The following is a 25,547-nucleotide window of genomic DNA, read 5'->3' as shown; positions in this document are numbered from 1 at the left end:
GAAAACTCCCAACAGCGGACGTTGTCAAGCAATTCTTCACGCTCGTGATTGGTCTCACATCAGGTAAATACCTAGGTTCCACCAAGGGTGTCTTTATGTACAGATAAAGACAAAAAATACGCCTAGTTGATATTTGTAGCGTCCTTATCATCGTGTCTACGATTGAGACCGAAATCACGCGGTGCGGCGCCGGCAGAACACCAGCCCCCGCAGCCCGCGTCGGGTGCAGGAGCCCTTCCTGTCCCCATTCAATGAGGAAGGTGGACATCGTCATGACCCAAGCCCCAACGGACAGCCGCACGGAAAACGAGGGCACCGCCGTCGAAGCAGGCACCAAGGCAACCGAGCGGTTCGCAGCGTCCGGCAAGCTCGCCAGGGTGGATGTGCCCAAGGAACGAGTCAGCCTGCTGGCCGGCGCGCTGATCAAAGCCGCCAACGACATCGTCGTCGAACACCAGGTCACCTACGAGGAGTACAACGCACTCAAGGCCTGGCTCATCAAGGTGGGCACGGACGGGGAATGGCCGCTGTTCCTCGACGTGTGGCTTGAGCACACCGTGGAGGACGTCAACTCCCAGGACCGCCCCGGCACCGTAGGCACCATCGAGGGCCCGTACTACGTTCCCGGCTCCCCGGAGCTTCAGACCCCCGCCACGGTTGAAATGCGCGACGGCGAAGAGGGCACCCCGCTGCGCTTCAGCGGCCAGTTCACCGACACGGAGGGCAACCCCATCCAGGGCGCCCAGGTGGAGATCTGGCACGCCGACGCCGCAGGCTTCTACTCCCAATACGCCCCCGGCCTGCCCGAGTGGCTTTTCCGCGCCACCGTCAAAGCGTCCGATGACGGACGGTTTGAGATCAACACCATGCGGCCGGCGCCCTACCAGATCCCCACGGACGGCGCGTGCGGGCAGCTGATCAGCGCCGCGGGATGGCACGCCTGGCGTCCGGCGCACATCCACATCAAGGTGTCCGCGCCGGGCTACGAGCCGGTCACCCAGCAGCTGTACTTTCCCGGCGACCCCCACAACGCGGACGACATCGCTTCGGCGGTCAAGCCTGAACTGATGCTTGACCCCCGCCCCCGTACCGATGGAAAGGGCGAGGAAGTAGTTTATGACTACGTCCTCGCCAAGCAGGGCCAGAAGAAGTAGCACGCAAACTGGGAGACACCCCGCACGGAGGCGCCCCGGAGCTGATGCTTCGGAGCGCCTCCGGTTTCCCGTCCAGCCAGGAGCCCCGATGAGCCATCCCCGCCGCCACCCGACCGCCCCACTCGGCGGGGCAGCCGAGCCGACGCCGGAACCCTTGCTGGAACGCCCCGGCGTCCGCCCCGCCGGCCCGCGCCGGATTCTTCGCGACCTGGGACTGCCCTATGTCTCCAACGGGGCGATTGGACTCATCTTCGCGGCATCAGGACCCATCGCCGTCACCCTGGCCGTGGGGACGGCCGGCGGCCTGACCCAGGACCAGCTGTCGTCCTGGGTTTTTGGCATTCTTTTCTCGGGCGGCGCGGCGACCCTCCTGATGTCGCTCATTTACCGGCAGCCCCTGGGCTTCGCCTGGTCCATTCCCGGCACGGTGCTCCTGGGACCTTCCCTTCAGCACCTGGCTTTCGCGGAAGTTGTAGGGGCGTTCTTTACGTCCGGGGTACTGATCCTCGCCCTGGGTGCTACCGGGGTGGTGCGCAGGGCCATGTCGCTGGTGCCCATGCCGATTGTGATGGCCATGGTTGCTGCGGTGTTCCTGAAGTTCGGCACCGACATCGTCGCCGCCACCCAGGACAACCCGGCCGTAGCTGTACCGATGGTGGCCGCATTCCTGGTCCTCACCGCGGTCCCTGCAGCTGGAAGGTTCCTGCCGCCGGTCCTGGGCACCCTGGTGGCAGGCTGCGTTGCCGTGGCGGCCAGCGGCCAGTTCAACCTTTCGCACGGCGGAGCACTCATGGCCACCCCGGTTTTCACGATTCCCGAGTTCACCTGGGCCGCCCAGCTCGAGCTGGTGGTTCCCCTGGCCCTGACCGTACTGTTTGTTCAAAACGGCCAGGGCATTGCTGTCCTTCGTGCTGCCGGCCATCAGCCGCCGGTCAATGCCTTCGCCATTGCTTCCGGCGCGTTTTCGGTGCTGAACGCCGGATTCGGCGCCGTTTCGGCGTGCGTTACCGGCCCCACCAACGCCCTTTTGACATCGTCAGGGAGCCGGCAGCGCCAATACACGGCTGCCGTAGCGTACGGCCTCCTGGCCCTGGTGTTCGCAGCGTTTGCCCCCACGTTGACCCGGCTGATGCTGGCCGCGCCGAAGGAGTTTGTGCTGGCACTGGGCGGTATCGCGATGCTGCGGGCCCTCCAGCAAGCCTTCGTCACCGCCTTCGCAACCAACTTCACCCTGGGCTCGCTGGTGACCTTCGTGGTGACCATCTCCGGCATGAACCTCTTCAACATCCATGCGGCCTTCTGGGGCCTGGTCATCGGTTACGCCGTGTCCCGCCTGCTGGAGCCCACACACCACACCGGGCTGTAAGGCCGCCGGGCGTGTGCGCAATTACGTCCCCCCGGCGGGGATTCTTCTGCGTCAGCGCGGGTCCGGCTCAACCGCCCACGCCAGCCGGTGCAGGAACGTGGCGGTCCTGCTCCTGAAAGCCCGCCATGCAAGGCACGTCCGAGCCGGCTGTGTGACGATTTGCGGCGCGTCGGGCTGCGCGCTTCTGCTTCTGCCGATAGCGCCGGCAAATAAAAGGGCCATGAGGCTCGCGCTTTCCATCGTGCTCCAAGCTGTACAGACATCAGGGTGTGTGCACAGAACGTGCCCTGCGGAAGAACGCTTCAAACACTGCCGGCAGGCAGGGGTTCCGATTCCGAAAATGGGTTCCTGGCCGGTTAGGCAATAGTCTGGCCAGATGGGGACCAATACCGTGAACTCCGGCGAACAGCTCGACAGGCAGTCGCGCATTCTTGACGCAGCGATGGATCTGCTGTCCCGCCACGGTATTGCCGGCGTCAGCATGCGGGCCGTGGCGCGCGAGGCGGGCGTGGCACTGGGCCTGGTCAACTACTACTACGACGACAAAACCACGCTGATCCGGGCAGCCCTGGGCCGCGTGGACGAACACGACCTCCTGCTCGTCGCCCCCGACCCGTCATTGTCCCCCGAGGAGCAACTCCGCAAGGCGCTCCGGCGGGTGGCAGGCGCGGACCTGCTCACCACGCGCTACCTGTCCCTGCGCCTGCATCTTTGGGCGTTGGCCCAGGCCGATGAAGATTATGCGCAGATCAACGCTGCCGCCTTTGACCGGTACATCGACGGGCTCGCGGCCCTGGTCTCAAGCGCCAATCCGGATCTGCCCTGGAACGCCTGCAGGGAGCGGGCCTCGGACATCGTGGTCATCCAGAATGGCATGTGGCTGACGGCGCTGCTCGGGGTGGACAAGGCCTCCATTCAACGAAGTATTGCGCGGACGGAAGAGATTGCCTTCGCGCCGGCCGGGGATCCCCTCCCGGACAAAAGCGCCACGGACGGCGAACCGCACCAGCCCTGAACGCACGCCGGCAAGGCAACCTTAACGCCATAAAGATCTTTGAACAAGTGTTCAAGAAATCTATTGAACACTTGTTCAAAGTGCATTACTGTCCTCGGTATGACTTACGCCACACCAGCGCAGGACGTCACCCGAGGCGCTGAAACCAAAGCAGCAACCACCCTGTTCATCAACGGCTCGTGGGAACCCGCCGCATCCGGAGCCGTCCGCGAAATCCGGAACCCTGCCGATGGCGAACTGGTCGCCACAGTCTCCGAGGCCGGCCGGGAAGACGCAGAGCGCGCGATTGCCGCGGCGCGGAAAGCGTTCGACTCGGGCGCCTGGTCCAGCGTCCCGGCACCGGAGCGCGGCGCGTTCCTCCTGAAGGTCGCCGCCGGGCTGCGGGAACGCCGGGAGAAGTTCGCCCGCGCCGAATCGCTGGATACCGGCAAGCGGATGGTCGAAAGCCGGATCGACATGGACGACATCGCGGCCTGCTTCGAATACTTCGGCAGGCTTGCGGGCCAGCAGGCGGGCCGGATCGTCGACGCCGGGAACGCCGACGTCGTCAGCAGGGTCGTGTACGAGTCCGTCGGCGTCTGCGGCCTGATCACGCCCTGGAACTACCCCCTGCTCCAGGCTGCGTGGAAGATCGCCCCCGCGCTGGCCGCCGGCTGCACGTTCGTCCTCAAGCCCTCAGAACTGACCCCGTCCACCAGCATCCTGGCCATGCAGCTGCTGCAGGACCTCGGCCTGCCGGACGGCGTCGCCAACCTCGTCACCGGCGCCGGGGCCCAGGCGGGCGCACCGCTCTCGGAACACCCCGACGTCGACCTTGTCTCCTTCACCGGTGGGCTGGAAACCGGCAAGCGCATCGCCGCGGCGGCCGCCGGCACCGTCAAGAAGGTGGCGCTGGAGCTCGGTGGCAAGAACCCCAACGTGGTATTCGCCGACGCGGACTTCGACGCCGCCGTCGACAATGCCCTCAACGGCGCGTTCGTCCACTCCGGCCAGGTGTGCTCGGCCGGGGCACGGCTGGTGGTGGAGGAATCCATCGCCGATCGCTTCGTCGACGAGCTGGTCCGCCGGGCCAAAAACATCCGGCTGGGCGGCCCGTTCGACGACGCCGCCGAAACCGGTCCGCTGATCTCCGCGGCGCACCGCGACAAGGTGCACGCCTACGTGCAGCGCGGCATCCAGGAGGGCGCGCGGCTGCGTACCGGCGGCGCGGCACCTGAAGGAGAGAAGTACGACGCCGGCTTCTACTACCAGCCGACCGTCCTGGACCAGGTGCAGCGGGGGATGTCCGTGGTCACCGACGAGGCGTTCGGCCCGGTGGTCACCGTGGAGACCTTCCGCACGGAGGACGAGGCCGTGGCCACCGCCAACGACACCATCTACGGCCTGGCCGGCGCCGTCTGGACGCAGGACGCCGGCCGGGCGCAGCGCGTGGCCGGCCGGCTGCGGCACGGCACCATCTGGATCAATGACTACCATCCCTACCTCCCCCAGGCCGAGTGGGGCGGCTTCGGCCAGTCCGGCGTCGGCCGCGAGCTGGGCCCCACGGGCCTGGCCGAATACCAGGAAGCCAAGCACATCTACCAGAACACCAGCCCGCAGGTCACCGGCTGGTTCGCTGACAACGGCAAGGAGAGCTAGATGCACTACGACAACATTGACGACGTCACCGACCGCGGGTTCGACTACGTCGTCATCGGCGGCGGGTCCGCGGGGGCGGCAGTTGCAGCGCGGTTGAGCGAGGACCCGGAGGTGACCGTGGCCCTCGTCGAGGCGGGCCCGGACGACCGGAACCTGCCCGAGATCCTGCAGCTGGACCGCTGGATGGAGCTGCTGGAATCCGGCTACGACTGGGACTACCCGGTGGAGCCGCAGGAGAACGGCAACTCCTTCATGCGCCACGCCCGCGCCAAGGTCATGGGCGGCTGCTCCAGCCACAACTCCTGCATCGCCTTCTGGGCTCCCCGGGAGGACCTGGACGAATGGGAGGCCAAATACGGCGCCACCGGCTGGAACGCCGACGCCGCATGGCCCCTATACAAGAGGCTGGAAACCAACGAGGACGCCGGACCGGACGCACCCCACCATGGGGACTCAGGCCCCGTGCACCTGATGAACGTGCCCCCGGCGGACCCAGCCGGCGTCGCGCTTTTGGACGCCTGCGAACAGTCAGGCATCCCCCGCGCGAAGTTCAACTCCGGCACCACCGTCATCAACGGCGCCAACTTCTTCCAGATCAACCGCCGCGCGGACGGCACCCGCGCCTCCAGCTCGGTCTCCTACATCCACCCGATCATCGGCCGCCCCAACTTCACGCTGCTCACCGGCCTTCGCGCCCGGCAGCTGGTCTTTGATGCGGACAAGCGCTGCACCGGCGTGGACGTGGTGGACGGGGCGTTCGGCCGCACCCACCGTCTCACCGCATACCAGGAAGTCATCCTCTCCACCGGCGCCATCGACTCCCCCAAGCTGCTCATGCTCTCCGGCATCGGCCCGGCAGCGCACCTCGCCGCGCACGGCATCGAGGTGCTGGCGGACTCCCCCGGCGTGGGCGAGAACCTGCAGGACCATCCCGAAGGCGTGGTCCAGTTCGAGGCCAAGCAGCCCATGGTGCAGACGTCCACCCAGTGGTGGGAAATCGGCATCTTCACCCCCACCGAGGACGGCCTGGACCGCCCCGACCTGATGATGCACTACGGCTCGGTCCCCTTCGACATGAACACGCTGCGGCACGGCTACCCCACCACGGAGAACGGCTTCAGCCTTACCCCGAACGTGACGCACGCCCGCTCGCGCGGCACGGTCCGGCTGCGCAGCCGCGATTTCCGCGACAAGCCCATGGTTGACCCGCGCTACTTCACGGACCCCGAAGGCCACGACATGCGCGTCATGGTGGCCGGCATCCGCAAGGCCCGCGAAATCGCCGCCCAGCCCGCCATGGCCGAATGGACCGGCCGCGAACTCTCGCCCGGCGTCGGGGCGCAGACCGACGAGGAACTGCAGGACTACATCCGCAAGACCCACAACACCGTCTACCACCCCGTCGGCACCGTCCGGATGGGCGCGTACGACGACGACATGTCGCCGCTTGACCCCGAGCTGCGCGTGAAGGGAGTCACCGGACTCCGCGTCGCCGATGCGTCCGTCATGCCCGAACACGTCACCGTCAACCCCAACATCACCGTCATGATGATCGGCGAGCGCTGCGCCGATTTGATCCGCGCCGGCAGGACAGGAGAAACCACGACGGCGGAGCTCGAGCTCAGCGCATCGCCCGCCTAGGCACCAAACAGCAAGCCCCTTTCCGCAAGACGCCCGGCGTTCACCAGGCAACGCCGGGCCACCACCCCCTTTTTGACCTTCTCCGCACCCCAGGGCGGCCGGTCCCATCGTGCTTTTCTGATCTAGGAGTCCATATTGGAACCCAGCAAGAGTATTGATTCAAGCGGCATGGACGAATTTGGCTACACCCAGACGCTGGACCGAAGCATCGGCAAGTTTGCCAGCTTCGCCGCAGGCGTCAGCTACATCTCCATCCTCACCGGTGTTTTCCAGCTGTTCTACTTTGGCTTTTCCATGGCCGGCCCGGCGTACGCCTGGTCCTGGCCCATCGTGTTCGTCGGCCAGCTGATGGTGGCCCTCTGCTTTGCCGAACTTGCCGGCCGCTATCCCGTGGCCGGTTCCGTCTACAACTGGGCCAAACGCCTGGCATCCGGGACGTCGTCCTGGCTGGCCGGATGGCTGCTGCTGTTGTCCTCCATCATGGCCTTGGGCTCGGTGGCCCTGGCCCTGCAGATCACCCTCCCGCAGCTCTGGTCCGGCTTCCAGTTCATCGGTGACGGCACCGGCCCCTACGACTTCGCCATGAACGGCGTGGTCCTGGCAACGATCATGATCACCATCTCCACGCTCATCAACGCGTTCGGCGTGAAGCTGATGACCCGGATTAACAGCATCGGCGTCTTCGTGGAACTGATCGCGGCCGTGCTGCTGATCCTGGCCCTGGGCTGGCACGTGGTCCGCGGACCGGAGGTCTTCTTCGACACCGCCGGCTTCGGCGAGGGCCACGACCTCGGCTTCTTCGGCGTCTTCCTGATCGGCGCCATGGCCTCCGGCTATGTGATGTACGGCTTCGATACGGCCAGCTCCCTGGGCGAGGAAACCAAGGACCCCAAGCGCACCGCGCCCAAGGCCATCCTCCGCGCCGTCACGGCCTCGTTCATCCTGGGCGGCCTGATCCTGCTCTTCGGCATCCTGGCCGCACCGGACCTCACGGACCCGGCAGTGGGGGCTGCCGACGGCGGCCTGCAGCACATCGTGCTCTCCGTCCTGGGCGGTCCTTTCGGCAAGGCTTTCCTGGCCTGCATCGTCGTCGCCGTGGTGGTCTGCACCCTGGCCGTCCACGCCGCCGCCATCCGCATGATGTTCGCCATGGCCCGCGACAACAACCTGCCGTTCAGCCGCCAGCTCAGCAAGGTGGACCCTGTCCGCAGGACCCCCACCGTTGCCGCGATCGTCATTGGCGTCATGGCCGTCATCCCGCTGCTGGTCAACGTCATGCAGCCCGCCATCTTCACCATCCTGTCCAGCATCAGCATCGTCCTGATCTACCTGTCCTACCTGCTGGTCACGGTCCCCCTGCTGCGCAAGCGGCTCCAGAAGAAGTGGCCCCTGCTGGACCAGAATTCCGAGGCGGGATTCAGCACCGGTAAGTGGGGGCTGCCGGTGAACATCCTCGCCGTCCTCTGGGGCGGTGCCATGACGGTGAACCTGGTCTGGCCCCGGCCCGAGATCTACAACTCGGTGCCGCCGTTCGAGTGGTACCTGCAGTGGGGCGGCGTGATCTTCGTGGCCGCCGTGGTGATTGGCGGCGCGCTGCTCTACCGGCTGAAGATCCGGCACCAGACCGGCGTGCTCGCCGAGCACGCCGCCGCCGTTGCCGCCCACCCGTCGTCACGTTCTGCCAGGCCGGACGCTGCGGCTGGACCTGACGCTCCGGCGGAGCACCACATGGCGGACGTGAAGGTCCCATAAGGCTGCTGCTGCAGCAGGGTCCGCTGCAGCAGCTCATTTCAAGGGAAGGGTCGACGACGGCAGCCGCGCCGTCGCCGGCCCTTTCCCCTGCACACACGACTCCTTGGCGTCACACAAGGCGGCGGCATCCGGCCGTGGGGGCGCAACGGCCTACCCTTGACAAGTGACATTGACTAAGACCCGGACCGCCGCCGCGAGCACCTTCGCCGCCGCAGGTCTCCTGCTGACCCTCGCCGCCTGCTCCACGCCGGCCGCCACCCAGTCCACTTCCTCTGCAGCCGCCTCCACGGCGGCGGCTTCAACCAGCGCCGCCTCGTCCAGCACCTCCTCCGGCCCCTGCGCCGGCGTGAAGGTCATCGTCGATTCGGCTTCACTGAAGCAGTCAGCCGCCGACACGTCCGTCTGCGTGCCCGTGGACGCCACCACCCCGGCAGCCAAGGTCCTCGAAGAGGCGAAGGTGAAGATCGAGGGCACCGCTAAGTACCCCACGAGCTTTGCGTGCCGTGTCAACGGTGTGCCCGCTGCGGACTTCGACATCAAGCACAAGGGTGGCACTATCCGCGAAGCGTGCGATGACAAAAACACTGTTTCTTATTGGGCCCTCTGGGTGAAGCCCGCCGCCGGCACGTGGGCTTACGCCCAAGAAGGCCTGGACAGCCTCAAGCTCAACCCCGGCGAGAGCCTTGAACTGCTCTACACGGTGGACAACGAACCGGCCGCGCCCACGGCATGACCTTCCGACCCGCGCCGCTGCGCGCCGGCGCCGTTCTCGCCGTCGTGTTCATCGCGGCGCGGGTCGTCTACCGCGTCCTCTTCAACGGGGCAGGCATCGGCGCGCCGGTCCTGCTCAACCTGGCGCCAATCCGCCTGCCGGCCCCGTACGCCCATGTGGTCCTCCTCGGTCCGGTCACGGCACCGGGCCTGTGGGCTGCGGTCCTGTCCGCCCTGCCGATTGCGGCGACCATCCTCGCGTTCGGCCTGCTCAACGCCTGGGTGGACGTGGCCCGCGGCTTCACCCGCCTGGCCCGGGGCGGCCCCCTGCAGGGCATTGCGCGCATGCTCGTGGTGGCATGGGCGGCGCTCCCTGCACTGTCCGACGCCGTCACGTCCGTCCGCCTGGCCTTCCGGCTGCGGGGTGAGCACTTCGGGCCCCGGGCCCTTGTTCCCGTGCTCGAACGCACGCTTGAACACGCCAGCCGCGTTGCCGCCGCCCTGGAGCTGCGCGGATTCGGCAGCCGGGGTTCGGCGGTCCCCGACGGCAACGCGCCGCTCCTGGTCCGCGACGCCCAGTTCAGGATTGGGGACGCCTGGCTGCGCGTCGATGCCTTCAGCCCGCCGGCCGGGTCGGTTTCGGTCATCACCGGCGCCACCGGCTCCGGGAAGTCCACCATCCTGCGTGGCATCGCGGGGCTGCTTTCGCATGTGGATGGTGGCCAGATCGCGGGAACCGTCCGCGTCGGCGGCATGGACCGCGCCGGTGTGCCGCCGCGCGATACGGCAGGCCTGGTCGGCGTCGTCCTGCAGAATCCGCGCGCCGCGTTCGCCACCACCCGCGTCCGGGACGAGATCGCGCTGGCACTCGACTTGCGCGGGGTGCCATCCGTTGACTCCAGGGCCCGCGTTCAGGAAGTGGCGGAGAACATCGGGGTGTGCGCCCTGCTGGACCGGAACCTCAGCACCCTCTCGGCTGGTGAAGCAACCCTCGTGGCCATCGCAGCCGCCGTCGTGGACCAGCCGGCCTTGCTCCTGGTGGACGAACCCCTGGCCGACCTCGACACCGCAGCCCGAGGCCGCGTCACCGCGGTACTTGACGCCTTGGCCCGGGACGCCGGAGTGTGCGTCATCGTGGCCGAGCACCGGGCGCACGCCTTGGCGCCCGTGGCTGATTCCTGGTGGACCATCGAAGCGCACTCTTTGGTGCCGGGGGTTGCGCCCTCCGCCCCAGCCGCCGAGGTTGTGCGTGCCACGCCAGTTCCCGGCCCCGAACGGCCGGCCGTCCTGACGGCAACGAACCTTTCTGTCCACCGCGAGGGCAGTCCGCTCGTGCGGGACGCCTCCGTGACCCTGCACCGCGGTGAGGTGGTGGCCCTGGTGGGTCCGAACGGTGCCGGGAAGTCGTCCCTCCTGGTGGCGCTCGCCCTGGGCAAAGGGACGCGCAGGAACGGCAGGCGCAGAACAAGGGACGACGGCGGAACGATCGACGGCGGCCGGGTCGCCCTGGTGCCCGACGCCTCGGACGACCTCTTCACCCGCGACACGGTGGCAGGAGAACTGAAGGCGGCGGAACGGCGGCTGCAGCGCAGCAAAAACGGCGCTGCGATTGCGGCCGGTTCCGCAACTGCCCGCCTTGCCCGGTTGCGCGGAGCGTCGGGAATGCCCATCGGCCACGAGCACCCCCGGGACCTGTCCGCCGGGGAACGCAGGATCCTTGCCATCACGCTGCAGACCATGGAAGCTCCGGACGTTCTCCTGATCGATGAGCCCACCAGGGGACTGGATCCTGCGGCCCGGGACGCCGTCTCCTCGGCGCTGCGGACCGCAGCGGAGGACGGTGCGGCTGTCCTGATCGCCACGCACGACCTCGATTTCGCTCACAGCCTGGGCGCCCGGATCCTCCCGATGCGTGGCGGCGTAGCCCCTTCATCCGAGACGCCTCCTGCCCCGGAGCCGTTCGTCCCGTCTGCCCGGCCCGCGCCTGGGGACCCCACACCAATGGGCGAGCGCGAACCGGCAGAGGCTGCGGGTGCGCAGACCCAGCCCCGGCCCCGGATGCCCCGTTCCGTGGAGCTCACCCTGCTTGCCGCGGCCAACCTCGTGGCCCTCGCAGCATTCTGCTGGCCGCTGCTGGCCGCGGCACTCCCCCAGGACGCAGCCGCCGCAACCCCGTACGCAGCCCTCGCCATCGCACCCGTGGCAGCTGTCGCCGTCGTGCTTTCCCTGGACGGATCCGTCCGCTCGGCACACATGGTGGCGTTGCTCGGCGTGCTGGCTGCCGTCGGTTCCGCCGTTCGGGTGGCGAGCACCGGCGTCGGCGGCGTGGAGGCAGTCTTCATCCTGCTGATCCTGGCCGGCCGGGCGTTCGGTGCCCGGTTCGGCCTGCTGCTCGGCGCCGCCACCATCGCCGTGTCCAGCGCGCTGTGGGGCGGCATCGGGCCGTGGACGCCGTTCCAGATCTTCGCCTGCGCGTGGGTGGGCGCCGGAGCCGGACTGCTGCCCCGCCGGGTGCGCGGCAAAGCGGAGCTGTGGATGCTGGCGGGCTACGGCATCGTTGCGTCTTACGTGTTCGGGCTGCTGCTGAACCTCTGGTTCTGGCCCTTCGCGGTGGGCGCCGGCACAGGGATCTCCTATGTGCCGGGCGCGCCGCTCGGCACCAACCTCAGCAGCTTCGTGCTGTACTCGCTGCTGACGTCGACGGCGGGCTGGGACACACTGCGCGCCGTCACCACGGTGATCGGCATCGCCGTGGTGGGCCGGGCAATCCTTGCCGCGCTGCGGCGGGTGAAGCCGGTGTCCGCGGGGACGTTCAGTATCGGCGGGCGATCCCAGCACACCGCGCACGGCGAATCGGTGCCGGGAAAACCGGCCGATGCCCATCGGTGATGACGGGTTGCCATTAAGTACTGAATTTGTGACACTGATGTCCTCTGTTCCCCAGTGTTAGGCAATCTTGTGACGGGCATTTCAGGTTTCGCGACGCAGTCCGCGCGCTGACACTTTCCTGATGCCCTAAGGGCCCGGCAAGTCTCAGCGCTTCTTCCGCTGAAACCACCCGGAGCCTCATGCCTTTCCATGGCTTTCCTTTTCCTGCACTGAATTTCGGCCACCCTGCACAGCTTGGGGTTGCTGCCCGCGCGCCCTGGCACGCTTCCGCGGCAGCCCGTCCCCCGTAGGACTTCCCGCGCGTTCCACACCTGACCGTTTTGGCGAACCGCGGCCCGGCCGCAAGGCATTTTCCTTTGGGAGCACCATGCTTACATCACATACTCCATCCGTCGTCCTCACGAACCTCCATTTCCAGTGGCCGGACGGATCCCCGGCTCTGTCTGGGATCTCCGGCAGTCTCGGGCCGGGAAAGACCGGGGTGGTGGGAACCAACGGATCCGGCAAGTCCACCCTGCTGCGCCTGATAGCAGGGACGTTGATGCCCACCGCCGGCACCATCACCACGGGCGGAGAGGTTGGCTACCTGCCCCAGACGCTCACGCTGCGCCGCGATGCCACGCTGATGGAACTGCTGGGAATCAAGGCCAAGGTCTCGGCCCTGCGCGCCATCGAATCCGGCGACGCGGCGGTGGAGCACTTCGATGTCTTGGGTGACGACTGGGACATCGAAGCCCGCGCGGATGAATCGCTACGGGCGATAGGGCTGTCCGGCGCCGGCCTGGACCGGAGCGTGGGTGAGCTGTCCGGCGGGGAGGCGATGTTGGCAGCCATCAGCGGGCTGAGGATCCGGCGGACGCCCATCACGCTGTTGGATGAACCGACCAACAACTTGGACCGGGATGCCCGTTGGGCACTGGGCCGGATGCTGGGTGACTGGCCGGGAAGCGTGCTGGTGGTCAGCCATGACCTGGCACTGCTGGAGCTTATGGACGAAACGGCAGAGCTGTATGAGGGAGGGCTCACGGTGTTCGGCGGGCCCAACAGCGAGTGGCGGGCCTACATGGACGACCAGCAGGCCGCTGCGGCGCAGGCCACCCGGGCAGCCGAACAGCAGGTGAAAAAGGAAAAGCGCCAGAAGCAGGAGGCGGAGACCAAGCTGGCCAGCCGCGCCAGGGCAGGCCAGAAGAGCTATGAGAACAAGAAGGGGTCCAAGATACTGATGAACCAACGGGCCTCCGATGCCCAGGTGGCGGCAGGAAAAATGCGCTCCGGAATGGATTCCAGGGTCCAGGTGGCCCAGGATGCCCTGGAGGCCGCCGCTTCCCGGGTGCGCGAGGAGGAACGGATATCGGTGGATCTTCCCGACCCGCAGGTCCCGCGCAGCCGACGGATCGCGGAACTGTGGGGCACCAACCGGTCCTACGTTGTTCAGGGCCCCGAACGGGTGGCGATTATCGGCCCGAACGGAGTCGGCAAGACCACGCTCCTGGAGAAGCTGGTGGGTTGCCTGCCGTGCACCGACGGTGAAGCCGGCGGAAGCCTCCTGACGGACCGGGCCGGATACCTGCGCCAGCGGCTCGATGGGCTCAGGGAAGAGGCAACCACGCTCGAAAACGTCCAGGACGCCGCTCCGGCGGTGCCTCCCGGTGAAATCCGGAACCGGTTGGCGCGGTTCCTTCTGCGCGGGGACAACGTGAACCGGCCGGTGCGGACGCTCTCCGGCGGTGAGCGGTTCCGGGTCTCCCTGGCGCGGCTGCTGTTCTCGGACCCGCCGGCACAGGTGCTGATCCTGGATGAGCCAACCAACAACCTGGACCTTCGGAGCGTTGACCAGTTGGTGGAGTCACTCGCAGCGTATCGGGGCGCAGTAATTGTGGTCAGTCACGATGATGCGTTCCTGGACCGGCTGGACCTGGACCTCATCCTCAGCCTGGACCGCGATGGTTCGTTAACCCAGCTGGCCTCGCTGCCGGGCGGGGAATGACAGGGAGGCGGCCCCGGAGTGCAAGTTTGTGCCGCTCCGGGGCTTGCCCGAGTCACACCTTGAAGTACTTCGCCTCCGGGTGGTGGAACACGAACGCGTCGGTGGACTGTTCGGGGTGCAGCATCAGCTCGTCGCTGAGGATCACGCCCATGCGCTCGGGCTTCAGCAGCTCCGTTACCTTGCGGCGGTCCTCCATGTCCGGGCACGCGGGGTAGCCGAGCGAGAAGCGCGCACCGCGGTAGTCGAGCTTGAAGTACCCTGCCGTGTCCTTCGGCTCCTCGGCCCCGAAACCCAGCTCCTTGCGGATGCGGGCGTGCCAGAACTCTGCGAGCGCCTCAGTGAGCTGCATGACCAGGCCGTTGAGCTCGTAGTAATCGCGGTACTGGTTCGCGGCGAACATCTTGGACGTGAACTCTTCGATCTTCGAGCCGGCGGTGACCAGCTGGACCGGGAGCACGTCGATCTGGCCGGACTCGCGGGACTTCACGAAGTCGGCCAAGCACAGGTGCCGGTCGCGGCGCTGCCGCGGGAAATCGAAGCGCAACCGGTCGGTGCCGATCGGGCCGCCTGAACCACCGTCCGGGGCGAGCAGGCCGGGGACGCCCAGGACGCCGTCGGAATCCTCGCCGTGGTGCAGCACCACCACCTGTTCGCCTTCGGAGACCACCGGGAAGTAGCCGTAGGCGACGGACGCGTCGAGCATGCCCTCGCCCAGGATGCGGTCCAACCAGTAGCGCAGGCGCGGCCGGCCCTCGCGTTCCACCAGCTCCTCGTAGGAGGCGCCGTCCTCGCCGCGGCCGGGTTTGAGGCCCCACTGACCCATGAAGGTGGCGCGTTCGTCGAGGAACGCGGAGTAGTCGTGGAGCGAGACGCCCCGGACGATGCGCGTGCCCCAGAACGGCGGCACGGGTACGGGATTGTCGGTGGCGACGTCGGAGCGGCCGGGCATGGCCTCGGGCTCGGTCACCGTGAACTTGGCGCCGCCCTTATGGATGCGCTTCTTCAATGGCGGCAGGCCGACGTCGTCCGGGGACTCCCCTCGGGCCACGCGGACCAGCGGCTCCATGAGGGAGAGGCCCTCGAAGGCGTCCTTGGCATAGCGGACCACGCCGTCGAACTGCTCCGCCAGGTCCTGCTCCACGTAGGCGCGGGTCAGGGCTGCGCCGCCCAGGATGACCGGCCACTTCTTGGCCAGGCCGCGGGACTGCAGCTCGGCGAGGTTCTCCTTCATCACCACGGTGGACTTGACCAGCAGGCCGGACATGCCGATCACGTCGGCGTCGTGCTCCTCCGCCGCGGCGATGATCTCGGCAATGCCCTGCTTGATGCCGATGTTGACCACTTTGTAGCCGTTGTTGGTGAGGATGATGTCCACCAAGTTCTTGCCGATGTCATGAACGTCGCCGCGGACGGTGGCGATCACCATCGTGCCCTTGCCGGACGAATCCGACTTCTCCATGTGCGGCTCCAGCAGGGCGACGGCGTTCTTCATCACCTCGGCGGACTGCAGCACGAACGGCAGCTGCATCTCGCCCGCGCCGAAGCGTTCGCCCACCACCTTCATGCCCTCGAGCAGGTGGTCATTGATGATGCCGAGCGGGGTCATCCCCTCGCTGCGGGCCAGGTCCAGGTCCTCTTCCAGGCCCTTGCCTTCGCCGTCGATGATGCGCCGTTCCAGGCGGGCGCCCGTGGGCAGCGCAGCGAGCTCAGCGGCGCGCTGGTCCTTGAGGGCAGCCGTGTCGACGCCGGCAAAGAGGTCCAGCATGCTGGCGAGCGGATCGTAGGTGGTGTTGCTGTCCGCGTCGTATTCGCGGCGGTCCCAGACCAGGTCAAGGGCCACCTTGCGCTGCTCCTCCGGGATCGAGGCGAGCGGGACGATCTTGGCGGCGTCGATGATGCCGCTGGTCAGGCCCGCCTGCACGGCCTCGTGCAGGAACACGGAGTTCAGGACGATGCGCGCGGCCGGATTCAGGCCGAAGGACACGTTGGAGACGCCGAGCGTGGTGTTGATGCCGGGGTATTTCGCGGTGATCTGGCGGATGGCCTCGATGGTTTCAATGCCGTCCCGGCGGGTTTCCTCCTGGCCGGTGGCGACCGGGAAGGTGAGGCAGTCGACGATGATGTCCTCGACGCGCATTCCCCACTCGCCCACCAGGGAGTCGACGAGGCGGGAGGCGATGGCCACCTTGCCCTCGGTGGTGCGGGCCTGGCCCTCTTCGTTGATGGTCAGGGCGATGACGGCGGTGCCGTGTTCCTTCACGAGCGGCATGATGCGGGCGAAGCGGCTGTTGGGGCCGTCGCCGTCCTCGTAGTTGACGGAGTTGACCACGGGGCGGCCGCCGATGAGTTCCAGGCCGGCCTGGAGCACGGGCGGTTCGGTGGAGTCGATGACGAGCGGGAGGGTGGAGGCGGACGCGAACCGGGAGACAATCTCCTTGATGTCTGCCACGCCGTCGCGGCCCACGTAGTCCACGCAGACGTCCAGCAGGTGGGCGCCGACCCGGATCTGTTCGCGGGCGATGTCCACGCAGTCATCCCAGCGCTCTTCCAGCATCGCCTGGCGGAAGGCCTTGGAACCGTTGGCGTTGGTGCGCTCACCGATGGCGAGGTAGGCGGACTCCTGGTCGAAGTTCACGTGCTGGTAGAGGGAGGCGACGCCGGCTTCGCGTTCGGTAGGGACGCGGGCGGGGCCGCTGCTCGCTTTCGTCTCGCGGCTGCGGAAGGGCGCAAGGCGTTCGACGACGGCGGCCATGTGTTCCGGCGTCGTACCGCAGCAGCCGCCCACCAGGCCCAGGCCGAATTCGCGCACGAACTGCTCGTGTGCGGTGGCGAGTTCGGTGGGGGTGAGCGGGTAGTGCGCGCCGTTGGCGCCGAGGATGGGCAGGCCGGCGTTGGGCATGCAGGCGATGGCCACGGAGGACTGCTTGGAGAGGTGGCGGAGGTGCTCGCTCATCTCGTCCGGGCCGGTGGCGCAGTTCAGGCCGATGGCGTCGACGCCGAGCGGTTCCAGGGCGGTAAGGGCGGCGCCGATTTCGGAGCCCATGAGCATGGTTCCGGTGGTCTCGACCGTCACCTCCACGAAGATGGGGAGGCGGATGCCGCGGGAGACGATGGCCTGCTTGCAGCCGTTGACGGCGGCCTTGGTCTGCAGGAGGTCCTGGCTGGTTTCGATGAGGAAGGCGTCCGCGCCGCCGTCGATGAGGCCCTCGGCCTGCAGGGCGAAGGTCTGCTTGAGGTAGTCGTAGCTGGTGTGGCCGAGGCTGGGGAGCTTGGTGCCGGGGCCCATGGAGCCGAGGACCCAGCGCATGCGGCCGTCTGTTTCTTCCGCAGCCTCTGCCCGCTCGCGGGCGATCTTCGCGCCTTTCAGGGCGAGCTCGGCGATGCGATCGTCGATGCCGTAGTCGGAGAGGTTGGACCAGTTGGCGCCGAAGGTGTTGGTTTCGACGGCGTCGATGCCGGTGGCGAAGTAGGCGTCGTGGATGTCCGCGATGACGTCCGGGCGGGTGTCGTTGAGGATCTCGTTGCAGCCTTCCAGGTTCTGGAAGTCTGTTTCGAGCGAGAGTTCCCGGCCCTGCAGCATGGTGCCCATCGCTCCGTCGGCAATGACAACCCGGTGGTTTACTGCGTCCAGGAGCTCCTGGGAACGGGCGGGACGGGGGACGGACTCAATGTCCAGTGCGAAACGAGGCATTTAAACAGGTTACGGGCGGGACCCTGAAACATTGCTTCGTATTTCCATGTACTACGCCTTTTGGGATAGTACGACGGCGGGTGGTGGCGTTGGGTGCGCGGCCTATGCCGGTGCCCAGCCCAGGGCCGGGCCCAACTTACCGGCCATGTCGGTGAGGATCTGCACGTAGTCTTCGTGGGCGAAGCTGAAAGGCAGGGCGAAGGCCACCTCCTCCACCTCCCGGAATCCCGCGTGGGCATAGAGCTGCTCTGCGATCTCCTCGCTGCTGCCGATGATGTCCGGGGCGAACAGCATGCCCTTGGGGCCCTGGGGCGCCTTGGTTCGTGGCGTGCGTTCGTCGACGTAGCGCTGGTACTTCTCCCGCTGGCTTTGTGACGCGGAATCGGTGGGGATCACCACCAAGCCCTGCGATACCCGGGCCTGGGCATGTCCTGACGCTGCCGCCGCGGCTTTGAAGGCGTGGATCTGCGACTGCTGGATGGCGGCGAAGTCAGATTCCTCATCTTTTTCGGGGAAGACCACGCTGCTGGAGAGCAGGTTGAAGCCGTTGGCCCCGGCCCATTCGGCGGACTTCCTACTGGCCGCTCCGTACCAGAGACGGCCGCGCAGCCCGCTCGAGTGCGGCTCGACGCGGTTGGAGAATTCCTCCACCACGCCCTGCCTGCCCGAGAATTCCCTGACGGGTTCCCCGGCGATCATACGGGCCAGCCGTTCCACGCGGGCGTAGCTGAAGTCCTCCAGGTCGGCGGAATCCGGGTACAGCTCATGTTTCACCGTGTCATAGTGCATGGGTTCACCCACGCTCACCCCAGGGTTGATGCGCCCGCCGGACAGCACATCCACGGTGGCCAGGTCCTCAGCCAGGCGCAGCGGGTTTTCCCAGCCGAGCGGGGTGACGGCGGTCCCCAGCTCGATCCGGGAGGTCCGCTGGCTCGCGGCAGCCATCACGGCAACCGGAGACGAGATGCCGAACTGCAGGTGGCGGTGGCGCAGCCAGGCGCTGTCGAAGCCAAGCTGCTCGCCCAGTTCGATGATCCGCAGGGTCGATTCGTGGCCTTCGGCCGGGTTGGCGGGATCGAACAGGCCGATGGTGAGGAAGCCGAGCTTGCGCAGGCGGCGTACGGTCTCAGGCATCTGGGATTCCTCCGGATCTTGGAGTTCGGCTGGTACCCAGAATATGTGCACCGATGGTCAGTGCGTGGAGCGTGTGTCGAACGTAGCGGCCGATTCCCGCAGGAGGCGCGCGACGGTGTCGACGGGAAGGCTGGTGGGCCGCCGTCGGTCATACCGGCGCAGGACGATGCGCCGTGTTCCCAGGCCGGGAACGTCGAGGACTTCCACCCCGTCCTGGACGACGCCGGCAAGGGCGAGGGTGGGGACGATGGCCACACCCTCCCCGGCGGCGACGAGCGCCAGCGCGGTCAGGGTGTCCGCGTACTGGTGCACGGTCTCCACCTGACTGCCCGTGGACCTGCTCAGCCGTCCAAGCACTGCAACGTTGGCGGCGGAGGGCTCGACGCCCAGCCACGGGAGCGGCAGGCGGCCAAGGTCGATGTTTTCGGTGGAGAGCAGGGCGCCGGAGGGGACCACCAGTTTCCAGGGCTCGTCCAGGAGCGGCTCCTCAATCAGGCCCGGGGCGAGCGCACGCTGCTCGGCCGTCGTCGAATCCAGCTCGACCACGACGGCGTCGAGCTGGCGCTGGCGCAGGAGCCGCATCAGGACGGGGAAATCGTCTTCGACGACATGGATCCGCAACTGCGGGTACTGCTTGCGCCACCCGGGAAGGCGCGGAATCACCACCGTGCGCACGAAGCTGGTGAACCCGCCGATGCGCACGACGCCCTCAACCTGGGCCCCACTTTCCATCCGGGCCAGGGCGACGCTGAGGGCGCGTTCGATCTCTTCACCGGCTTCCGCCATGGCGAGTCCGGCAGGCGTCAGGAGCGAGCCCTTGGGGGTGCGGACCACCAGGGCGTGGCCCGTTTCGTCTTCCAGCTTGTTGAGCTGCTGGGACACCGCCGAAGCCGTAACGCCCAATTCATCGGCAGCCGCGAGAACCCCGCCTGCACGGGCAACTGCAAGGAGAACATTCAGTCGACGGGGATCGATGCTCATGTTAAGCAGTTCTAAACCACACCTGCAGCAAAATTCAATTGAACTTAAGCAGGGCCCGGCCTCACCATGGCACTTGGGACGCGGGAATCGATATTGGAAGGACGGACATGGAACTGCTGTGGGAAGTTGCCGGCTGGGGCGGTGCGGTTGCTATTTTGAGCGCCTTCCTGGCTGTCTCCATGGGGTGGATCAAGGCCGGCAAGGGCTTCCAGGCCGCGAACCTCGTGGGCGCCTGCGCCTTCATCGTCAATGGCGCCTTTCACGGGGCATGGCCGTCCGTGGTCACGAATGTCGCATGGTTCCTCATCTCCGCTGTTGCGCTCTTCCGTATGCGCGCAGGCAGGAAATCGACGGTTGGCGAGGCCGCCCCGGCGCAGCTTCCCGGCGTTCCGGACACTACGGGCCAGTTGGCCGTCGTCGAACGGACCCCAGCAGCTGGCTGCGCCTAGATACTCCCTCGGGATCTGCGCTAGTCTTCCTTGGCTTCTTCCAGGACCGCCCGCGCGGCTGCCACGTCGCGAAGGTCGGGCAGGTACTTCTCCTTCTCTTCGATCCTGCGGCGGTAGAAGTCATGGGCAGCTTGTTTCGTAGTGCCCAGCGCTTCGCCGATCTGGGCCCACGTGGCTCCGGCCTCACGCGCGGACTTGATGACGTACCAGCGCCTGGCCGTCAGCAGTTCGACGGCCTGTGCGTTCGCGCGCAGCGCCTCCAGCGCCGCGACTTCCCGCACTTCCGTCAGGAACTGCGCCGCCGAGACCCGGGCCTGGTCACTGCCGATCGCAGACGTTTCCCGCCAGGTCTCGCCGCGGTTGAAGTCCTCCCACACCCTGAGCAACTCGTGGATGTCACCGCTGTTCAACGCCTGTTCCACCGACCCTGCATCATCAGTCATGAGGTCAAGCTAGATTGACCTCCGCGCCGGGTCAAGGACAGGCGTGCGGGTCAGGCGGGCGTCAGGTTGGTGGATCCACGGAAAGGGCGCAGGCCGCAAGGAGGAGCACCGAGCTTCGGTGCCGGGGTAAGCGGCTGCCGGAAGTTTCGCCCGTGGGGCTGCAAACGCCGCCGGCGCCAGGCACATGTCGGCTATGTGGCCCATTCCGGCGTATTCACGGACGTCCCGGATCCCCGCAACGGCCGACTGCTTATCAGGGAACGGGCGTGACGTTGCCATCACCGTCCCGTCCGGAGCCGTAATTCTGAACCTGAAGTTCGAGTCTTCGTCGTTGAAGAGTTCGAACATTCCTGCCATGAGGTCCCCTCCCGCTGGGCCGCCGTCGGCCTTGTACTTGCCGCCGGAACAGGAGCACTGCGTCGGGCTGCCATCCGGACGGTCTGGTGAAAAGCGCGTTCGCTAAACCTACGCCGCGGCCGGGTTACCTGTCAGTAGAACTTTTCGCCGGCATACGCAAACAGACAGGTTGGCGGGCGGCGTCACTATGGACCAAGGAACACTGTGACTGGTCAACCCGAATGGTGGGGTTCGCCCCATCTGCGGGACCCCTGGCTGATGCAGATCCAGAGTTCACTTCCCATGCGTAATCCTTCAAAGTCTTCTGAGGCGGTCCCGCAGACCGCGTGAGTGCGGCTCCACGCTGTTAGGCGGCGGGCCAACGGTTGAACCAACGTTTCTCCGGCCGGGGACCCCGCGCCCGAAACGCATGAGACAAAAACCTTGACGGCGTTGTCCGCACTCGGGTTAGGCTCACCAAGAGCCAGCGACGGCGCCGGCACGGGAGGAAGATATGTCACTGCAGGAAATCGAGTTCACCTCCGCCAACGGCCGCGACACCATCCAGGCGTGGGTCTACGAACCCATCGGACAGCCCAAGGCCATCGTGCAGCTGATCCACGGGCTCGGCGAACACTCCCGCCGCTACCTCCACCTCATCTCCACCCTGGTGGACGCCGGCGTCATCGTGGTGGCGGGCGACCACTCCGGTCACGGGCGCACGGCGATGCAGCAGGGCACCTGGGGCGACGCCGGCGAGGACGCGGCCAGCGTGGTGGTCGCCGACGAGGTCACCCTTCAAGCCAAGGCAAGAGAAGCACTCCCCCACCTTCCGTACATCGTGTTCGGGCACAGCTGGGGATCCATGATCGCGCGCGGCCTGGCCACGGACCCCCTGGCGCAGCTGTCCGGCCTGATCCTTTGCGGAATCGCTGCCCAGATGCGGGGCATCGAAAAGATGGTCGACCGCCCGGAACTGGCCCGGCTTGCCTCCGGCGAGCGCGGCGCGGAGCCGGCGCCCCAGGAGCTGGTGGCCCAGCTGTTCGACGGCTTCCTGGGACGCTTCGGGGAAGACGCCGGTCCCACCGCCTGGGTGGCACTCGACGCGGACGTCGTCACCGACCACGGGAGGGACCCCTTCAACAACTTCGGCGCGCCGCTCAGCGCCCGCTTCCTGCAGGGCTTCGTGGACCTCTACGACCAGGTCAACTCCGACGACTGGTACAAACTGCTCCCCGCGGAACTCCCCGTCCTGATCCTCGCCGGCGACCAGGACCCCGTCACCAACTACGGCGAAGGGGCCTACCACGTGGCCAACCGCCTGGCAGATTCGGGCCACGCGGACGTCCGCACCCGCGTCTTCCCCGGCGTCCGCCACGAGGTGCACAACGAACCCACCACCCGCGCCGAAACCGAACGCGAGACGGTCGAGTTCATCCAGCGCGTAGCCGGCAGCTGACGGTCCCCGAAGCACCTTCCAGCAAAAGGTACGACGGCGGCACTCACCGCGCCGCCGTCGTCGTACCTTCCAGCAAAGCTGGTCCCGACCTGGTCGCCGGCGCGTGGTAACTTCTTGCCCCATGGAATGTGTCGTGCTGTACACCGTGCGTGAGGGCGTCGATCGCTCCCGGATCATGGAGGCCTACCCGCGCCACAAGGCCTATTTCGAGGCATTCCACGCCGACGGCGGCGGCCTCTTGGCTCTCGGCCCATTCCAGGATCCCGACCCTGCCGCCAGCTCCATGGGGATTTTCACGTCCCGGCAGGAAGCGGAACGGTTCGTCGCCGCAGACCCCTTCGTGACCGAAGGGCTGGCCGAGCCGCGGCTCCTGGAGTGGAACGCCGTGCACCTCGGGTAGCAAAAGCTACCTGCGGTCCGCTGTCTCCCCCGGCCGGCGGCGGGAGCGCCGTGCAAACGTGGGCCCAGCGGGCGGCGGGATTCTGGCAAGGTCGGCGCCCGGCCGCCGCCGGCGCAATTCCAGCGCCAGCGCCTCCTGCCCGCGCGCCATCGCCCACCGGTGGTTCGCGGCAAAGGCCGGCCTGAGCAGCCAACCCAGCCGCCGCAGCAGCGGTTTCGCGGCGCTGACCCGCCAGTCATAGGTGACCACTGTTTCGGGCCCGTGCTGTTCGAACGTCCAGCGCCCGGTGCCGTTGAGGTCGCCGCGGGCCGAGAGCGCAAAACCCTGCTCGGTGACGGGCTCGGTGAGGGTGAGCTGCCACTTGAGCGTGTAGGGAAGCCAGCCTTTGGTGTGGAGGAAGAACGCCGTTCCGGTGCCGTCCGGATTTCCTGGTTTCCGGGGCTCGACAGCCAGGTACACGGATGGCCACCAGCGGGGAAGCGCGCCGGCGTCGCCCAGGACGTCCACCACCTCGCGCGGCGTCCCGGCCACGCGCCACACGGTCAGGAATTCGTACTCGGTGCCGCCTTTCGAGTCGCCGCCCATGGCTGCCTCCGGGGCAGGGTTGAATCAGTGGACCCACAGTACTCACGCCGGTTCCCCTGGTCAACGGCAGAATTGCGCCGGCGGCACCCCCGCGCAGCGCCGCATCAGATGGTCACATTGAGCCCCGCCGTGTAGCCGGCAGCAGCGGAACCGGTCATCGTTGCCAGCTGGTAGATGCCGCCGTCGTTCCCGAACACGTTGTCCGACTTGAGCGTGGTGCGGGTCATGTTCGTGACACTGCGTTCGTACCCGGGGGTGGCGTAGACGTCGTCGCAGGCCGCCTGCGGCAGGGCGATCTGGGAGACGGCCAATACCTGCCCTGCAGCAGTTGCATTGTTCATCGACTCGAACACCTCGAAGTGGATGTGCGGCCAGCGCCCGGAGTAGGCGGCCGGGAAGATCGACATGAAGGTGACCTGCCCGTTGGCATCCGCCTCCTGCACGCCGCGGAGGTAGTTTTCGTTCTTCAGGCTCGAGTCGTACATCGAGTACTTCCCGTCCCGGTCGCAGTGCCACGCGTAGACAGCCGCTCCGGCCATCGGGGTGCAGCCGTTGGCATTATCCAGGAGGGTCAGCGTGAACGTCAGCGGAACACCCTCCGCCTTGGCGGACGCGGCCCCGAAGCTCGAGGTGATGTCCCGGCGCACCACTCCGGACGCTTCCAGGACGTTAGGGCCGTTGGAGCCGTCGCCGGGGTAGGGGCCCGCGGTTTCCTGCGGGATTTCCACGCCGCACTCGGCGATGGCCCGGGTCAGGGTCGGAGCGGCTGTGGCGGCGGCCGTGGCAGAGACAGCCGACGACGACGCTGCGGCTGTTGTCGAGGTTGTTGCCGGCGAGGTGGAGCCCGAATTTCCGGCTGGCGTGCAGGCGGCGAGCGCGGCAACAGCGCCGCCAGCGCCAAGGAACAGTCCTAGGGACCTGCGGCTTAGCAGGGTGTTCAGGTCGAACTCCAGCCCCCGGTCGTGGTTGGGATGCGGCTGGTCGGCGTCGGGCTGGCGGGGTGTGCGTGAAGTAGTCATGGACCCATGAGACCGCATGGCCCTATGCCTGCGGTTGGTGCGCTCTGTGCGGCGGCTGTGGAAGAGCAAGGTGGGGCAGACTCATTGGAACCTGCCCCACCTCTTGCGCCAGCTAATGTCCCTGCGCCCGACTTTCGGGTTTCCTGTTGCGATGGAGTATGCAGGAACATCGGCCGGCGGGCTTGGTGAGGGATGCTGCCAGGCCGCTCGTGCGGCCTAGAGCGTCCTGGGGTCTTCGGCGTACATCTTCAACCTGATGGCCAAGGCCTCCGACATGTGGCGGGCGGCGATGTCCCCCGCGCGCCCGGGATCGGCGCCCTCGATGGCGGCAAGCAGTTCGGCGTAGTCCGCCAGCACCACCGGCCACCTGCCGGGGTAGGTCAGCGTGGTGAGGGTGTACCGGCGCACCTGCTGGTCCAGGCGTTCCAGCAGTCCAATGAGCGACGGACTGTGCGTGGCGCGCCACAGCTGCGCGTGGAAGGCGCGGTTGGTTTCGGCGAGCGCCCGGCCGTCGCTGGGGTCCAACTGCTGCATCTGCGCCAGCAGCCCCGTGAGCAATTGGCGGTCCAGGGCGGTCGCCTTGACGGCGGCCTTGGCAGCTGCGGCCTGCTCCAGGATGATCCTCGACTCATAGATGTCGATGATCTCCTCAGCCGAATGCGTACGGACAACCACCGCTTTTCCGCGCCTTTCGACCAGCCCGTCCTGTTCCAGCCGCTGCAGCGCCTCCCGTACGGGCGTCCTCGAGGCACCATAGCGTTCGGTGAGCTTGGCCTCCGTGAGCGGCTCGTCAGGAGCAAAGACACTGGCGAGAACATCCTCGCGAAGCCGCTGGTGGATGGGACTGGCCACTTTTTCCTCTTTTCCGTTACTGGTTGGGACTACTGTCCGGGTGGG

20 protein-coding genes are annotated in these 25,547 nt (G+C 67.1%); 12 read left to right on the top strand and 8 right to left on the bottom strand.

The window, feature by feature from the left end:
- Positions 1–272: 272 nt before the first annotated feature.
- The 9 genes from catA (at position 273) to K4G53_RS19585 (ending at position 14,153) form a co-directional block, all read left to right on the top strand.
- Positions 273–1,154 carry a catechol 1,2-dioxygenase gene (catA, locus tag K4G53_RS19625; protein ID WP_221387367.1) on the top strand — a complete coding sequence of 294 codons (882 nt, stop codon included), beginning with the start codon at positions 273–275 and terminating at the stop codon, positions 1,152–1,154.
- A gap of 88 nt (positions 1,155–1,242) precedes the next feature.
- The gene (locus K4G53_RS19620) at positions 1,243–2,520 is read left to right on the top strand and encodes a benzoate/H(+) symporter BenE family transporter (RefSeq protein WP_221387366.1); all 1,278 of its coding nucleotides are present in this window, start codon (positions 1,243–1,245) and stop codon (positions 2,518–2,520) included.
- Positions 2,521–2,896: 376 nt separating this feature from the next.
- Positions 2,897–3,535, top strand: a complete 639-nt coding sequence (locus K4G53_RS19615; RefSeq protein WP_221387365.1) for a TetR/AcrR family transcriptional regulator — start codon at positions 2,897–2,899, stop codon at positions 3,533–3,535.
- A gap of 99 nt (positions 3,536–3,634) precedes the next feature.
- A complete protein-coding gene (locus tag K4G53_RS19610) occupies positions 3,635–5,173 on the top strand; it encodes an aldehyde dehydrogenase family protein (protein ID WP_221387364.1) in 1,539 nt (512 codons plus the stop codon).
- Positions 5,174–6,814: a GMC family oxidoreductase gene (locus tag K4G53_RS19605; protein ID WP_221387363.1), complete on the top strand. Its 1,641-nt coding sequence runs from the start codon at positions 5,174–5,176 to the stop codon at positions 6,812–6,814.
- Positions 6,815–6,982: 168 nt separating this feature from the next.
- Complete coding sequence (locus K4G53_RS19600) at positions 6,983–8,566, top strand: APC family permease (protein ID WP_221387362.1); 1,584 nt, start codon at positions 6,983–6,985, stop codon at positions 8,564–8,566.
- A gap of 163 nt (positions 8,567–8,729) precedes the next feature.
- Entirely contained in the window at positions 8,730–9,299 is a 570-nt protein-coding gene (locus K4G53_RS19595; protein ID WP_221387361.1) for a hypothetical protein, read from the top strand.
- Positions 9,296–12,166, top strand: a complete 2,871-nt coding sequence (locus K4G53_RS19590; RefSeq protein WP_221387360.1) for an ATP-binding cassette domain-containing protein — start codon at positions 9,296–9,298, stop codon at positions 12,164–12,166. The genes K4G53_RS19595 and K4G53_RS19590 overlap by 4 nt, the downstream gene beginning before the upstream one ends.
- A gap of 367 nt (positions 12,167–12,533) precedes the next feature.
- Complete coding sequence (locus K4G53_RS19585; protein ID WP_221387359.1) at positions 12,534–14,153, top strand: ABC-F family ATP-binding cassette domain-containing protein; 1,620 nt, start codon at positions 12,534–12,536, stop codon at positions 14,151–14,153.
- Positions 14,154–14,205: 52 nt separating this feature from the next.
- On the opposite strand, the gene metH is transcribed toward K4G53_RS19585, so the two are convergent.
- The 3 genes from metH to K4G53_RS19570 all read right to left on the bottom strand — a co-directional run bounded on the left by metH (position 14,206) and on the right by K4G53_RS19570 (position 19,959).
- Positions 14,206–17,844 (bottom strand): methionine synthase, encoded by a 3,639-nt coding sequence (metH, locus tag K4G53_RS19580; protein ID WP_221387358.1) that lies wholly within the window; start codon positions 17,842–17,844, stop codon positions 14,206–14,208.
- A gap of 102 nt (positions 17,845–17,946) precedes the next feature.
- Positions 17,947–18,978, bottom strand: a complete 1,032-nt coding sequence (locus K4G53_RS19575; RefSeq protein WP_221387357.1) for an LLM class flavin-dependent oxidoreductase — start codon at positions 18,976–18,978, stop codon at positions 17,947–17,949.
- A 57-nt stretch (positions 18,979–19,035) separates the two neighbouring features.
- A complete protein-coding gene (locus K4G53_RS19570) occupies positions 19,036–19,959 on the bottom strand; it encodes a LysR family transcriptional regulator (protein WP_221387356.1) in 924 nt (307 codons plus the stop codon).
- A 107-nt stretch (positions 19,960–20,066) separates the two neighbouring features.
- Here K4G53_RS19570 and K4G53_RS19565 point away from each other — a divergent pair, with 107 nt between their 5' ends.
- Positions 20,067–20,408 carry a hypothetical protein gene (locus K4G53_RS19565; RefSeq protein ID WP_221387355.1) on the top strand — a complete coding sequence of 114 codons (342 nt, stop codon included), beginning with the start codon at positions 20,067–20,069 and terminating at the stop codon, positions 20,406–20,408.
- A gap of 20 nt (positions 20,409–20,428) precedes the next feature.
- Here K4G53_RS19565 and K4G53_RS19560 read toward each other — a convergent pair whose 3' ends face one another.
- Both K4G53_RS19560 and K4G53_RS19555 read right to left on the bottom strand, forming a co-directional pair.
- Positions 20,429–20,851, bottom strand: a complete 423-nt coding sequence (locus tag K4G53_RS19560) for a hypothetical protein (protein WP_221387354.1) — start codon at positions 20,849–20,851, stop codon at positions 20,429–20,431.
- Positions 20,852–20,860: 9 nt separating this feature from the next.
- A complete protein-coding gene (locus tag K4G53_RS19555; protein ID WP_260323887.1) occupies positions 20,861–21,199 on the bottom strand; it encodes a YegP family protein in 339 nt (112 codons plus the stop codon).
- Positions 21,200–21,701: 502 nt separating this feature from the next.
- Between K4G53_RS19555 and K4G53_RS19550 the strand changes: the two genes are divergently transcribed.
- Together K4G53_RS19550 and K4G53_RS19545 are read left to right on the top strand one after the other, a co-directional pair.
- Complete coding sequence (locus K4G53_RS19550; protein ID WP_221387352.1) at positions 21,702–22,646, top strand: alpha/beta fold hydrolase; 945 nt, start codon at positions 21,702–21,704, stop codon at positions 22,644–22,646.
- A gap of 133 nt (positions 22,647–22,779) precedes the next feature.
- The gene (locus K4G53_RS19545) at positions 22,780–23,046 is read left to right on the top strand and encodes a YciI family protein (RefSeq protein ID WP_308287936.1); all 267 of its coding nucleotides are present in this window, start codon (positions 22,780–22,782) and stop codon (positions 23,044–23,046) included.
- Between the two features lie 6 nt (positions 23,047–23,052).
- Here the strand turns inward: K4G53_RS19545 and K4G53_RS19540 are convergent, their stop codons facing one another.
- The 3 genes from K4G53_RS19540 to K4G53_RS19530 form a co-directional block, all read right to left on the bottom strand.
- Positions 23,053–23,631, bottom strand: a complete 579-nt coding sequence (locus K4G53_RS19540) for an SRPBCC family protein (RefSeq protein ID WP_221387350.1) — start codon at positions 23,629–23,631, stop codon at positions 23,053–23,055.
- 104 nt (positions 23,632–23,735) lie between these two features.
- Positions 23,736–24,650 carry an intradiol ring-cleavage dioxygenase gene (locus tag K4G53_RS19535; RefSeq protein ID WP_221387349.1) on the bottom strand — a complete coding sequence of 305 codons (915 nt, stop codon included), beginning with the start codon at positions 24,648–24,650 and terminating at the stop codon, positions 23,736–23,738.
- Between the two features lie 216 nt (positions 24,651–24,866).
- Entirely contained in the window at positions 24,867–25,502 is a 636-nt protein-coding gene (locus K4G53_RS19530) for a GntR family transcriptional regulator (RefSeq protein WP_221387348.1), read from the bottom strand.
- Positions 25,503–25,547: the final 45 nt, after the last annotated feature.

It is taken from the genome of Arthrobacter sp. MAHUQ-56 (assembly GCF_019710585.1).
Taxonomy (GTDB): domain Bacteria; phylum Actinomycetota; class Actinomycetes; order Actinomycetales; family Micrococcaceae; genus Arthrobacter.
Note: the sequence above shows the minus strand (reverse complement) of the source record. Positions and strands in the feature narration are given on the sequence as shown.